This window comes from Acidovorax sp. 99, from assembly GCF_003096455.1.
Classification (GTDB): Bacteria; Pseudomonadota; Gammaproteobacteria; order Burkholderiales; family Burkholderiaceae_C; genus Acidovorax; species Acidovorax delafieldii.
In genome coordinates this window covers 2,246,589-2,259,481 of the sequence record NZ_QEKU01000001.1, presented here as the reverse complement: position 1 = coordinate 2,259,481, position 12,893 = coordinate 2,246,589, and the positions used below count along the sequence as shown (strand labels likewise).

The window sequence follows — 12,893 nt, the reverse complement described above, 5'->3', positions numbered from 1 at the left end:
AAACCCGTCCCCCAGATCTCTTTTTTGAACCTATGCAGATTCGCTGCGCACTGGTCGGCATGCCCGGCTCGGGAAAATCCACCGTTGGCCGGCAACTGGCCCACCGGGCGGGCGTGCCCTTCATCGACCTGGACCACCGGCTGGAACAGACCCTGGGCACCACCATCCGCAGCTTCTTCGAGGCCGAAGGCGAAGCCCGCTTTCGCGACATCGAATCCCAGGTGCTGGCCGACGTGGCCCAGCAGCCCGGCGGCATGGTCCTCTCCACCGGCGGCGGCGCCGTGCTGCGCCCCGAGAACCGCGAGGTGTTGCGCCAGTTCGGCAATGTGCTGTACCTGCGCGCCTCGCCCGAAGAAATCTTCAAGCGCGTCAAACACGACAAGACCCGCCCCCTGCTGCAAGGCGGTAACCCCATGGACAAGCTGCGCGACCTCTACGCCCAGCGCGACCACCTGTACCGCGAAACCGCCCACTACGTGATCGAGACCGGGCGGCCTTCGGTGCACACGCTGGTCAACATGGTGATGATGCAGTTGGAGATGGCGGAGAGTGCGGGTGGAGCGGACCCGGGCTAAGGCGAAAATGCCTTGGTGTAAACCTGATCAAAGGGCTTAGGCGGTTTTGGAATGGGTCAGGCACGGACAACCCACCGCGGCCATGCATCCGCATGCGTCCTGCCTAGCGGAGAAAACGCCCCTTATTGAGCAGCAGGTCGTCTGGCCTCACTCAACAGATATTGCCGCCGATGCTTTTCCCGTCTTTCAGATCAAAGCCGAAATAGCAGCTGTAGTCGGATGGGGAATAGCGAATGCACTGAAGGCGGTCACGGACTCTTGCACGCGTTTTCGGGTCGGACCCACACTCACTCTTCACATCGGGCCCCATGCGGTCAAACAAGTCGCGTGCAGCTCTACCCTGCACATGGAATGACACTTTGGCGTCTTGGGCTGTGGGCGATGCTGGATCGCCCAAACCTCCAGAGTAAATTGCCATTTGCGCATTGACTGGCTTGAATTCAAATGCCCAGTCTGCGGCTATCGCGCCTGCACACATAAGCAACACTCCGATAACAGCAACACCTTTTCTCATTCCCAAGCCTTTACTTGTCTATATAGGAACATGGAGTATTTATCTTGGCCGGTGGCAGCACTTATTAATGAAACGCAACCAGTCGCCTGAAATCAATACCCGAGAACGATCAAATACGCACCTCCACATGCAGATGGTCATCGTGTCCGTTCATATAAGTAGCGTTGGCAATTTTGGGATCATTGAATCCGACCTTTTTTACCATTCCAGTCTGCCAAATTAAATTTACTAACTTTTGCGTCGCGGCTTGGTCGTAGTCTTTGCTAGACCAGCGGACGGGCTGCTTCAGCCCATCCTTGCGAATGGGACGAATATCGACCTCCAGACCGCTTCTGTGGCTAGCATGCGGTGGAAATTTTTTTCCTTCGGCCAAACTGATGTTACCAATGCCGATTTTTCGCTCTTCTGTGATGCTCCAGCCATGCTCAAGTTTGAAAATGAAATTCAGCATTTGCACATGGGCATATTGCCCTCTTCCACCTGAAGGAGTTCCATAGGTGTAATAGCCAGATTCCTCCGGCATTTGGGGCAGCATGAAAAATCCGCGTTTATCCTGAGGTACTGGTGAAGAATCTGTCATTTATACACTCCCTTTTGCGAGCGATTGTATGAATGCGCTCTTTAAATCAGATAGCTGTTTCCAACTCTTACAGCGCACACTATGGGCGCTGTAGGCTGGGACCAACAGGCATGCCTCTTTCGCTTCACGAACAATTCCATCGGACCAAGGTGCGTCTTATGCGGCCCTCGAAGAGCGATGAAGCGGCGCATGCAGCGCCATCAACCCCGCCACCCATTCAATGAACACCCGCACCTTGGCGCTCACATGCCGTTGGGGTGGGTAGGCCACGTACAGCGGCATCGGCTCCAGCGTCCAGTCCTGCAGCAGGGGCACCAGCTCGCCAGCCGCCACGTGGGGGCGGGCCATGTAGTCGGGCAGCCAGAGCACGCCCAGGCCCGCCAGGCCTGCGGCCAGGTAGGCGTTGCCGTCGTCCACGGCGCAGATGTCGTGGCCTTGCGCGTACACATGTTCGGTGCCGCGGCGCATCTCGAAAGGCAGAGGCTGGCCGGTGCGCGCCCACAGAAAACCCACGGTGCGATGGTGAGGTCCTTCCAGCGCCTGCGGGTGCTCGGGCGTGCCCGCGCGCAGCAGGTAGCTGGGGGCGGCATACACGCGCAGTTGCAGGTCGCCCACATGGCGTGCGACGAGCGCCGGGTTGGTGGGGGCGCCGCCGCGCACCACGCAGTCCACGTTGTCGCCCACCATGTCCACGGGGCGGTCGCTCACGCCCATGTGCAGGAGGATGTCGGGGTATTGCGCGTGGAACGCGGGCAGCGCGGGGATGAGGACCAGGCGCGCCAGGGGGCTGGGCACGTCCACCCGCAGGCGGCCCCGGGGCGCGGCGGCGGCGGTGGAAACGCTGGCATCGGCATCGTCCAGGTCGGCCAGCAGGCGCACCACGCGCTCGTAGTAGGCAGCACCATCGGGCGTGACCTGCACGCGCCGGGTGGTGCGGTGCAGGAGCTTCACGCGCAGGCGCGCTTCGAGCTGCTGCACCAGCTGCGTGACGGTGGTGCGGCTCAGGTGCAGGGTGAGGGCAGCCTTGGTGAAGCTGCCGGATTCCACAACGCGGGCAAAGGCCTGCAGGGCGTCAAAACGGTCCATGGCGTACAGGTAGTTGAGACATGCCGAAGAGGCGGCACGCCCGCCATTGTTTGGCTATCAGGAACAGTGGTGCGCAGATTAGCCTGTTTATCGAAACAACGCGCGCTTCTACAGTGCCTTCATCGCAATCATCTGCCCTGCAGAACGAAAGGAATCCCATGCCCCACCGTGATGTTGTCTTCCCCGCAGGCCGCCAGGCGCTGTACGAGCGCAACCGCTATTCGCCCGCCGTGCGCGCCAACGGCTTCTTGTTTGTCTCGGGCCAGGTGGGCAGCCGCGAGGACGGCTCGCCCGAGCCCGACCTGAAAGCCCAGGTGCGCCTGGCGTTCAGCAACCTCCACGCCGTGCTGCACGCTGCAGGCTGCACGTTTGATGACGTGGTGGACGTGACGATGTTTGTGGTCAACCCGGAGGCGAACTTCGAGACCGTCTGGGGCGTCGTGCCCGAGTTCTGGGGCGAGGCGCCCTACCCCACGCTCACCGGCATCGGGGTGACCTGGCTGTACGGGTTCCAGTTCGAGATCAAGGTGATTGCGAAGCTGCCTGGCTATAAGGGCTGATGGGCCGGAACATTTGAATCAAACAGGCTTCCAGCGCTTATCGAAAAAGCGCTGGAAGCTATTCAATTCATAGCATCACAGGTTCGGCGCCAGCAGCCGCTCCAGCACCTTCTCCTCCATGCCCCGGCGCTGGGCCATGTCGTGCAGCTGGTCTTCGCCAATCTTGCCGACGTTGAAGTACACGCTGTCGGGGTGGCCGATGTAGAAGCCGCTCACGCTGGCGGCGGGCATCATGGCCAGGCTTTCGGTGAGCGACATGCCGATCTCGCCAGCCTGCAGCACGCGGAACAGGTCGGTCTTGGCGCTGTGGTCGGGGCAGGCGGGGTAGCCGGGCGCGGGGCGGATGCCCTGGTACTTCTCGGCAATCATGTCGTCGTTACTCAGCGCTTCACCGGCAGCGTAGCCCCACAGGTCGGTGCGCACGCGGTGGTGCAGGGCTTCGGCAAAGGCTTCGGCCAGGCGGTCGGCCAGGCTCTTGAACATGATGGCGGAGTAGTCGTCCAGCGCGTCGATGAAGGCTTTTTCCTTCTTCTCGATGCCCAGGCCCGCCGTCACGGCAAACATGCCGGCGTAGTCGGCAATGCCGCTTTCCTTGGGCGCCACAAAGTCGGCCAGGCAGCGGCTGGGGCGGGTCACGCCGTCGATGGTGTGCTTTTCGGCCTGCTGGCGCAGGCCGTACCAGGTCATGGCCACTTCGGTGCGGGTGTCGTCGGTGTAGAACTCGATGTCGTCATCGTTCACGCTGTTGGCGGGCAGCAGGGCCATCACGCCGCTGGCCGTGAGCCACCGGCCTTCGATGATCTTCTTGAGCATGGCCTGCCCATCGGCAAACACACGCGTGGCTTCCACGCCCACGATCTCGTCGGTGAGGATGGCGGGGTACGGGCCGGCCAGGTCCCAGGTCTGGAAGAACGGGCCCCAGTCGATGTACTTGGCCAGCTCGGCCAGGTCGAAGTTCTTGAACACGCGGCGGCCCAGCGCGCGGGGCACGGCGGGCTGGTAGGCCGACCAGTCGATCGGCGTCTTGTTGGCGCGGATCTTGGCCAAGGGCCACAGGGGAGTGGCCTTTTTGTTGGCGTGCTGGGTGCGCACCTTGTCGTAGTCGGCGTTCAGCTCATCCACGTAGCTCTGCACGCCGTCGCCCAGCAGGCTTTGCGCCACGCTCACGCTGCGGGACGCATCGGGCACGTAGACCACAGGGCCTTCGTAATGCGGGGCAATCTTGACGGCAGTGTGCACGCGGCTGGTGGTGGCGCCACCGATGAGCAGCGGGATCTTCTTGATGCGGAAGTGGTCGTCCTTCTGCATCTCGCCGGCCACGTACTGCATCTCTTCGAGGCTGGGGGTGATGAGGCCCGACAGGCCCACGATGTCGGCCCCCTCGACCTTGGCGCGCGCCAAAATCTCGTGGCAGGGCACCATCACGCCCATGTTCACCACCTCAAAGTTATTGCACTGCAGGACCACGGTGACGATGTTCTTGCCGATATCGTGCACGTCGCCTTTCACGGTGGCGATGATGATCTTGCCCTTGCTGCGCACATCGCGCCCAGCCAGTTCGTCCTGGCGCTTTTCTTCTTCGATGTAGGGGATCAGGTGGGCCACGGCCTGCTTCATCACGCGCGCGCTTTTCACCACCTGGGGCAGGAACATCTTGCCCGCGCCGAACAGATCGCCCACCACGTTCATGCCGTCCATGAGCGGGCCTTCGATCACGTGCAGCGGGCGGCCGCCCTTGGCCAGGATGGCGCGGTAGGCCTCTTCGGTGTCTTCGGTGATGAAGTCGGTGATGCCATGCACCAGCGCGTGCGACAGGCGTTCGCCCACGGTCTTGGGGTGCTCGGGCGTTCCGCGCCATTCGAGCTTCTTGCTCTCGTCCTTGGCGCCGCTCTTGGCGGTTTCGGCGATCTCCACCAGGCGCTCACCCGCGTCGGGGCGGCGGTTGAGCACCACGTCTTCCACACGCTCACGCAGTACGGGCTCCAGATCGTCGTACACGCCCACCATGCCCGCGTTGACGATGCCCATGTCCATGCCCGCCTGGATGGCGTGGTACAGGAACACCGTGTGGATGGCCTCGCGCACCGGGTCGTTGCCGCGGAAGCTGAACGACACGTTGGACACACCACCCGACACCTTGGCCCCCGGCAGGTTCTGCTTGATCCAGCGCACCGCCTCGATGAAGTCGACCGCGTAGTTGTTGTGCTCCTCGATACCGGTGGCCACCGCAAAGATGTTGGGGTCGAAGATGATGTCCTCGGGCGGAAAGCCCACTTCATCGACCAGCACGCGGTAGGCACGTTCGCAGATCTCGATCTTGCGCGCGTAGGTGTCGGCCTGGCCCACTTCGTCAAACGCCATCACCACGGCCGCAGCGCCATAGCGCTTGACCAGCCGCGCCTCGTGCTTGAACTTCTCCACGCCCTCTTTCATGCTGATGGAGTTGACGATGCCCTTGCCCTGGATGCAGCGCAGACCGGCTTCGATCACCTCCCACTTGGAGGAGTCCACCATGATGGGCACGCGCGCGATGTCGGGCTCGGACGCGATGAGCTGCAGAAAGCGCACCATGGCCGCCTTGCTGTCGAGCATGGCCTCGTCCATGTTGATGTCGATGACCTGGGCGCCGTTCTCTACCTGCTGGCGCGCCACGGCCAGGGCCTCTTCGTACTGGCCGTTGAGGATCATGCGCGCAAACGCCTTGGAGCCGGTGACGTTGGTGCGCTCGCCGATGTTGACGAACAGCGTGCCCTCGCCGATGGAGACGGGCTCCAGGCCGGACAGCTTCATGGGGGGCAGGGACGGGGCAGACGCGGACATAGGACTCACCTGTGCAGGGGCAGCAGAAAAACAGGTGAGCGTCGTTGCGGTGGGGCTTGAATAGCTTTTGGGTACCCAAGCCTGACGGCCCCGTCGTGGTGAGAGGCCGCTGCAACGCTCCTTGGGCAGATGCGGATTTTACCGGGTGATACGAGCTGGCGTTCGCCGCATCAACGCACCGGCAGGAATTGCAAAAAGGTACCGCCCACAATGCCCTGCACGTAACTGATGGCAGCGCGGCGGTACTTTTCGGTGGTGAACGCGGCCAGCAGGTCCAGCCGCGCGATGATCTTGCCGAACTCGCGCTCGAAGCTCAGGTTGCGGCGCTGCTGGCCGATCTCGTCGGCCAGCAGCAGGGGCTGGCCCTGGGCGTTGCGGCGCTGCGCCAGCAGCCACACGGCGGTCTCGACGTTGCGCGCGGCGTTGTAGAGGTGCTGGGCATCCACGCCGTCGAGCAAGAAGAACTCGGTCTTGCCGCCGTGGGCCGTGATGACCATGTCGGCCGTGGCGTGGATGAAGGCCGCCACGCGGTCGCCCGCGAACTCGGGCGCCAGGGCAAGCGCCATGGCGGCAATGTCGCGGCGCCCCTGCAGTGGGGCCCAGGGCTGGCGCTGCAGCACGGCGGTGCGCAGCTGCTCCAGCGCCTGCTCGCGGCCGGTGGCGGCGCCCTTGCGCCATTCGGCGGGGTTGCGGCGGTAGAGCTTGTCGGCCAAGCGCAGCAGGCCGTCCAGGTTCTCCTGCATGGCCAGGGTGGCCATGCGGTTGGCATCGGACTGGGCCAGTTCGGCGGCATGGGTGGGTGCACCCTTCACCTCGCCGCGCGGGGTAGGAGCATTGCTGGTACAGCCTGCCAGCACGCAGCAGACCGCCACGCCAGCCCACCGACCCCGCAAACCCCGCAGCAGCAATAAAAACGGCCCTCGCATGGGGCCGATTATGGGTGACGGCTGAGCGCCTATGAGGGCCGCTGCACGGCGGTTGACATTGTTTGAAGAAGCGCGCGCTGGGAGTCTGCGCGGCAGAGGGCATCGAAGCGAAACGTGCGAAAACCGAGGGTCGCGTGGAGCTACCGAGAAGCCCAGGGTGGGCCCCTGGGCGCAGGAGGTAGTGCCGCGCGAGACCGGTTTATCGCGCGTTGCAGCCGATGTCCCCTCTGTCGCGCAGACTCCTAGGCCCCTGTTACGCCGCCGCCATGGCCGACGTGGGCAGGCCGAACAGGTGGTCAAACACCCAGTTGAAGACAAAGGTGTAGCAAAGGAAGAACACGATGAGCCCCAGGTCCATCACGAACGCGTGCCACAGGCTCACGCCAAACCACCAGGCAAACAGCGGCACCAGCGTGAAGACCAGGCCGCCCTCAAACCCGATGGCGTGCGCCACGCGCCGCGCCACACTGCGCCCGCGCACGGGCTGGCGTGCCTCCCAGCGCTCGAACGCCCAGTTGAAGACGATGTTCCAGACGATGGCGATCACCGAGGCTGCCACCGCCACCACGCTCGAATGCCCCGCGCCCTGGCCCGTGAGCAGCGCCAGGCCCACCGTGGCGGCGCCAATGGCGATCAGCTCGTACAGGGTCACGTAGATCACGCGGCGCTTGACGCCTTGCAGTCCAAAAAGAGTGGGGGTCTTGTCCATGGCCAGTACTTTATATTCGCTGCACTGACACATAAAGTCAGCTTATTTCAGTTTTATTGATAGATCAAACCGCCATGGCCTTCAACTCTGACAGCGTGCAGGTGTTTCTGACCGTGCTCGACCACGGCTCGTTCTCGGCCGCCGCGCGGGCCTTGTCGCGTGTGCCGTCGGCCGTGAGCATGACCATTGCGCACCTGGAGGCCGAGTTGGATGTGCAGCTGTTTGACCGCAGCGGACGCGAGCCCCGCCCCACCGCCGCCGCCCGCGCGCTGGAGCCCCAGGCCCGGCTGCTGGCGGGCCAGCTGCAGCAGCTCAACGCCCAGGCGCTGGCGCTCACCCAGGGGCTGGAGGAGCGGCTCACGCTGGCCATTGCACCCGAGCTGCTGGCCTCGCGCTGGACGGAGGCGCTGGCGGCATTGGCGCAAGAACACCCGCTGCTGCAGATCGAGGTGCTGGCCGCGCCGCAGGTGGATGCGCTGGCGCTGCTGCACAGCGGCCGCGCGCAGCTGGCGCTGGTGTTCGAGCGGCCCAGCATCGACGGGCGCGAGGGCTTTCAGGAGGTGGGCACCGAAACCCTGGTGGCGGTGATGGCGCCGCAGCACCCGGTGCTGGTGGCCGCCCGCGCCGCCGCCCAGGCGCGGGGTGCCCCAACGGAGGATGCCATGCTGCGCGAAGAGCACCTGACCACCACGCGCCAGATCGTGGTGGCCAGCCGCGACCTGGCGCAGACCGACCCGCGCTTTGTATTTGCCCGCCACCACTGGCGCACCGACAACCACCTGGCCGCGCTGGGCCTCATCGAAGCCGGGATGGGCTGGGGCTGGCAGCCGCGCGCGCTGGTGCAGTCGCGCATCGAGGCGGGGCGGCTGGTGGAGATGCCGTTCGAGAACCTGAGCAACGGCGCCGCGCTGTGGGTGGACGTGGTGTGGTCCAAGGAGCGGCCGCTGGGTCTGGGCGCTGCGCGGTTTGTGGCGCTGATGCGCGACCAGCGGGCGCTGGAGACCGAGCTGGCGTGATTTACGGCCCTTTTGGGCGGCAGCGCCAGTCGATCATGCCGTAACAGCTACCAAATTCATAGCGTTTCTTTGGACAATGGGTCCGGGGTATTCCCGGCACTCACCGTCCTCGGGCACCCACAGGCGGTGCGCCCACCCGCCGCGCTGCGCCAGGGCGCGCACCTGGGCACGGGTGGTGGGGCAGTGGTCCAGGGCCTCCAGGTGGTTGACGACCACGGCGCCCGTCGTCAGTGCGGCAGCCTGTGCGACCTCGGCGGCGTCCATCAGGATGTCCGCGCCCAGGTCAAACCGGGCGCCACCCGCCGGCAGCACGGCCACACCGGGCTGCAGATGCTGCAGGCAGTCGCGCACCGGGGGCGTCAGCACCGTGTCGCCCGCCAAGTACACGCTGGGCTCGCCCGGCAGCTCCAGCAGGTAGCCGTGGCCGTGCTCCATGAAGCGCGCCACCCAGCCCCGGCCGTGGGTGCAGGCCACGGGCGTGACCTGCCCGCCCAGCGCAAAAGGCTGGCGGCCCTCGCCCGCCAGCGGCAGCACCTGCAGCCCACGCTGCGCCAGGTAGGCGGCGTCGTGCGGCATGCACAGGACGGGAATCTGGCGCTCGCGCAGAAACTGCTTGCCCGCGCGGTCCAGGTGGTCAAAGTGCCCACGCTGGCAATGGGTGATGAGCGCGTGGGTCACGCGCTGCAGCGCCGCGTCGGCCTCGGCGGGCAAGTCCACCAGAGGGTTGCGCTGGCGCCGGGTGCCCAGGTAGCGCAGCGCGGGCAGGCTGCCCCGGGGCGCGAGCATGGGGTCCACCAGCAGGCCGACGGGGCGACCCGCGTGCTGAAACTCGAGCAGAACGGTGGCGTTGCGCAATTGGGTGATGAGCATGGGGTGCTTTCAGTGGGAAGGGGTGTTGCCATTGTTGAAAAGCAGGCCTCCCCCGAAAATGGCGCAGATTGACAATTTCTTGCCTTTTTGTGCCACCCATGGTTTCGCCACCCTCTCCACACCAGCCGCCTTTGCGCGTGGCGCTGCTGCTCTACCCGGGCTGCATGCCCGCCGGCCTGTTTGCGGCGGCGGACATGGCACGCGCCGCCAACCTGCGCGCGCAGGCCAGCGTGATGGACATCTGCTGGACGGGGGTGGACCTGTCGCCCGTGCCCACCTGGCAAGGCCCCGCGCTGGCCCCCACCGTGGCGCTGCAGCATGCCCAGGCCGATGTGGTGCTGGTGCCGGGCCTGTGGCTCTCGTCGCCTGACCAGCTGCAGGGGCCGCTGCAGCAGCTGGCCCCGGTGGTGCAGGCCTTGCGCGCGCTGCCTCGGCGCACCCAGGTGTGGAGCTACTGCGCGGGCGTGGTGCTGGCGGCTGCCAGCGGGCGGCTGCGCGGCCAGGGCGCCACAGCCACCTGGTGGTTGCGTGCGGCGCTGGAGCAGCAGTTTGCGCCGGTGGACTGGCGCTTTGACGAGCCGCTGGTGGCCGGCCCCACTGCCACCACGGCCGCCGGGGCCAACGGCTATCTGCCGCTGATGCTGCACGCGCTGGCCGCGCGCCTGCCGCCCCAGGCATTGACCGACCTGCAGGAGCTGCTGATGCTGCCCCGCCCCCGCACGGCGCACCCCGCATTTGCCGGGCATGACCTGATGACGCTGGCCGACGCCGACCTGCGCCGCGCCATGCTGTGGGTGCAGCGCAGCCCCGCCGCCGATCTGCGACTGCCTGCGCTGGCCCAGGCGCTGGGCCTCTCGCCCCGCACGCTCGCGCGGCGGGTGCAGGCCCACACGGGCCTGACGGCGGCCTTGTGGATGCGCCGCATCAAGCTGCGCCAGGCCAGCGAGGCGCTGTGCGACACCGCGCTGCCGCTCAAGCGCATTGCCGAGGACCTGGGCTTTGCCAGCGAGGCCGGGCTGCACCGCGCGTTCCGCCAGGCCACGGGGCAGACGCCGCTGGCCTACCGCATGGCACATGGCGCGCGCTAAGGGATCCTCTGCACGAATCGAGCGGCAAGTGGGCGCTGCGGATCGGGATGGGCTGCAAGGCGCAAATACTCGCAATAGCCGCAGCTATTGCGAGTATTTGCAACGCCGCAGACCGCCCGAGACCGCAGCTGCACACGGCGCGGTGATTTGTACAGAGGGTCCCTCAACGGCTCCTGCGGCAATTTTCAAGCTCAATCTGCTCCAAGCGCTAGTGAATCATGCGCAATCAGCTATGGGCTTGATAGCATCATGTTTTCGTAGAAGAGGAGACCGCGCCCGCGCTGCTGACGTACGATGGCCCATCGAGGAGCCCGCATGAACCACCCGTTTCACAGCAGCAACAAAGACGTGGCCCAGCGCTGGTCGCAGTGGCAGCCGGACGCGCCGCAGCACGACGACGAGAAGCGGCCCGACGGCCAGCCCGAGCGGCGCAAGGCCGGAAAACACCGCCGCACGGTGGCGCTCAAGGACTTTGATCCGTCGGCCAAGCCGTTTTCGCTGGGCGACAAGCTCAAGGACAAGGCCGCCACCGAGTCGATTGCGCAGGAGCTGGACACGCTACAGAACCTGTTCTATGCCGACAAGCGCTACAAGCTGCTGGTGATCCTGCAGGGCACGGACACGGCTGGCAAGGACGGCACCATCCGGGGCGTGTTTGGCCGCATGAGCGCGCTGGGCGTGCACGCCGTGGGCTGGAGCGCACCCACCGAGGCCGAACGTGCCCACGACTACCTGTGGCGCATCCACCAGAAGGTGCCCGGCGCGGGCGAGATCACGGTGTTCAACCGCAGCCACTACGAGGACGTGCTGGTGCCCGCCGTGAACGGATGGATCACCCCCGAGCAGCACCACCAGCGCTTTGGCCACATCAACGACTTCGAGCGCATGCTCACGCACACCGGCACCATCGTGCTCAAGTTCATGCTGCACATCAGCGCAGACGAGCAGCGCGAACGCCTGCAGGAGCGCCTGGACGACCCGGCCAAGCACTGGAAGTTCTCGATGAGCGACATCGAGGCACGCAAGCAGTGGAGCCAGTACCAGAAGGCCTACGAAATGCTGCTGGCCGCCACGCACACGCCCTGGGCGCCGTGGACCATCGTGCCTGCCAACTCCAAGACCCACCGCAACCTGATGATCGCCACGCTGGTGCGCGAAGTGCTCACCGGCCTGGACCTGCGCTACCCCCCGGGCGACCCGGCGCTGCAGAAGATCCGCATCGAATAGGCCCCGCACCGCTGCGGACACGGCAGCGGGCGGCGCAAAGACAGGCTGCGCATGCCATCACTGGCCCGGCGGGCATTCGGGGATGCGGCCCCAGGCGTCGCCGCAGAAGTTCTGCCGTGTGCGGGTGAGGCAGCTTGCGCGCGACAGCTCGTTGCTCATGGCCGCGCACTGGGCCAGCGCGCCGCGCAAGCGGGCCAGGCTGTCGCCGGGCGACGGCGCGGGCGCTGCGGGCGGCGGCCACGGTGCGTTGTCGGCCGGTGCCACTGCGCGTGGCTTGCCGGTGGCAGGCAGCGATGCCGCATCGGCCACGCGGGGCGCGGTGACAGGCGTGAAAGGCGGCGCAGAGGCCGCAGATGCAGACGACGGTGCAGCAGCGGTACTGTCTGGTGCGGACGCAGCGGCTGCCGGGCGTGCGCGTTCGGATTCAATGATTTCCTCCACCGGCTCGGGGCGGGCAGGTGCAGGCTCCGCAGTGCCCGCAGTGCCGGGCACGGCGGCGGGGGCTGCGACGGCCGGGGCCTGCTGCGGGGGCGGCACGGCATCGGGCCGGCCCAGCAGGTACCAGGCCGCAACGCCCGCCACCACCAGCAGGGCCACTGCGGCGCCTGCGTAGGCCATGGCCGGTCGCTGGCGCGCCGGGCCCGCAGCAGGGTGCTCGTCGTCGTCGAACACAAACTCCATCGGCGCCGGGGCAGCGGGGGTGGCGAGGTTGGCCTCTGCCTCCAGGGGGTGGGCGCACTTCACGCACCAACGCGCCGTAGGGTGGTTGGGCGCCTGGCACTGCGGACAGGCGGTGTGGGTCACGCTCATGGGATTTCCCTCTCTTTTTTCATGGTCCCGGCGGTCCGGTGTGCGTCCGGTGCAGCGCCTGGTTCTGCGCCGGGCTGGCCGAGTCTAGGCGCAACGGGCCGCCCGGCAAGGT

The 12,893-nt window shown here is 66.0% G+C and carries 13 protein-coding genes and 1 riboswitch; of the genes, 5 read left to right on the top strand and 8 right to left on the bottom strand.

What is annotated here, in order from left to right; genetic code table 11:
* Positions 1 to 32 precede the first annotated feature (32 nt).
* The gene (locus tag C8C95_RS10585) at positions 33 to 575 is read left to right on the top strand and encodes a shikimate kinase (protein ID WP_056057143.1); all 543 of its coding nucleotides are present in this window, start codon (positions 33 to 35) and stop codon (positions 573 to 575) included.
* A gap of 151 nt (positions 576 to 726) precedes the next feature.
* On the opposite strand, the gene C8C95_RS23515 is transcribed toward C8C95_RS10585, so the two are convergent.
* From C8C95_RS23515 to C8C95_RS10575, 3 genes are all read right to left on the bottom strand, one after another.
* Positions 727 to 1,089, bottom strand: coding sequence for a hypothetical protein (locus tag C8C95_RS23515; protein ID WP_133246223.1), 363 nt, complete (start codon positions 1,087 to 1,089; stop codon positions 727 to 729).
* A gap of 109 nt (positions 1,090 to 1,198) precedes the next feature.
* Positions 1,199 to 1,669: a penicillin-insensitive murein endopeptidase gene (locus tag C8C95_RS10580; RefSeq protein WP_116748563.1), complete on the bottom strand. Its 471-nt coding sequence runs from the start codon at positions 1,667 to 1,669 to the stop codon at positions 1,199 to 1,201.
* Between the two features lie 156 nt (positions 1,670 to 1,825).
* Positions 1,826 to 2,755, bottom strand: coding sequence for a LysR family transcriptional regulator (locus C8C95_RS10575; protein WP_116748562.1), 930 nt, complete (start codon positions 2,753 to 2,755; stop codon positions 1,826 to 1,828).
* A gap of 158 nt (positions 2,756 to 2,913) precedes the next feature.
* Between C8C95_RS10575 and C8C95_RS10570 the strand changes: the two genes are divergently transcribed.
* The gene (locus tag C8C95_RS10570; protein ID WP_116748561.1) at positions 2,914 to 3,315 is read left to right on the top strand and encodes a RidA family protein; all 402 of its coding nucleotides are present in this window, start codon (positions 2,914 to 2,916) and stop codon (positions 3,313 to 3,315) included.
* Between the two features lie 75 nt (positions 3,316 to 3,390).
* Here the strand turns inward: C8C95_RS10570 and metH are convergent, their stop codons facing one another.
* The 3 genes from metH to C8C95_RS10555 all read right to left on the bottom strand — a co-directional run bounded on the left by metH (position 3,391) and on the right by C8C95_RS10555 (position 7,770).
* Positions 3,391 to 6,144 carry a methionine synthase gene (gene metH / locus C8C95_RS10565; RefSeq protein WP_279323217.1) on the bottom strand — a complete coding sequence of 918 codons (2,754 nt, stop codon included), beginning with the start codon at positions 6,142 to 6,144 and terminating at the stop codon, positions 3,391 to 3,393.
* Positions 6,145 to 6,164: 20 nt separating this feature from the next.
* Positions 6,165 to 6,264, bottom strand: a riboswitch (S-adenosyl-L-homocysteine riboswitch).
* A 41-nt stretch (positions 6,265 to 6,305) separates the two neighbouring features.
* Positions 6,306 to 7,061: a hypothetical protein gene (locus tag C8C95_RS10560; RefSeq protein ID WP_116748559.1), complete on the bottom strand. Its 756-nt coding sequence runs from the start codon at positions 7,059 to 7,061 to the stop codon at positions 6,306 to 6,308.
* A 253-nt stretch (positions 7,062 to 7,314) separates the two neighbouring features.
* Positions 7,315 to 7,770 (bottom strand): PACE efflux transporter, encoded by a 456-nt coding sequence (locus C8C95_RS10555; RefSeq protein ID WP_207780596.1) that lies wholly within the window; start codon positions 7,768 to 7,770, stop codon positions 7,315 to 7,317.
* A 74-nt stretch (positions 7,771 to 7,844) separates the two neighbouring features.
* Here C8C95_RS10555 and C8C95_RS10550 point away from each other — a divergent pair, with 74 nt between their 5' ends.
* A complete protein-coding gene (locus tag C8C95_RS10550) occupies positions 7,845 to 8,786 on the top strand; it encodes a LysR family transcriptional regulator (RefSeq protein WP_116748558.1) in 942 nt (313 codons plus the stop codon).
* 33 nt (positions 8,787 to 8,819) lie between these two features.
* On the opposite strand, the gene C8C95_RS10545 is transcribed toward C8C95_RS10550, so the two are convergent.
* A complete protein-coding gene (locus tag C8C95_RS10545; RefSeq protein ID WP_116748557.1) occupies positions 8,820 to 9,656 on the bottom strand; it encodes an MBL fold metallo-hydrolase in 837 nt (278 codons plus the stop codon).
* A 98-nt stretch (positions 9,657 to 9,754) separates the two neighbouring features.
* On the opposite strand from C8C95_RS10545, the gene C8C95_RS10540 reads away from it, so the two are divergent.
* Both C8C95_RS10540 and C8C95_RS10535 read left to right on the top strand, forming a co-directional pair.
* Positions 9,755 to 10,744: a helix-turn-helix domain-containing protein gene (locus tag C8C95_RS10540; RefSeq protein ID WP_165836533.1), complete on the top strand. Its 990-nt coding sequence runs from the start codon at positions 9,755 to 9,757 to the stop codon at positions 10,742 to 10,744.
* A gap of 315 nt (positions 10,745 to 11,059) precedes the next feature.
* Positions 11,060 to 11,971: a PPK2 family polyphosphate kinase gene (locus tag C8C95_RS10535; protein WP_099731571.1), complete on the top strand. Its 912-nt coding sequence runs from the start codon at positions 11,060 to 11,062 to the stop codon at positions 11,969 to 11,971.
* Between the two features lie 57 nt (positions 11,972 to 12,028).
* Here the strand turns inward: C8C95_RS10535 and C8C95_RS10530 are convergent, their stop codons facing one another.
* Positions 12,029 to 12,781 carry a zinc ribbon domain-containing protein gene (locus C8C95_RS10530; protein WP_116748556.1) on the bottom strand — a complete coding sequence of 251 codons (753 nt, stop codon included), beginning with the start codon at positions 12,779 to 12,781 and terminating at the stop codon, positions 12,029 to 12,031.
* Positions 12,782 to 12,893 lie beyond the last annotated feature (112 nt).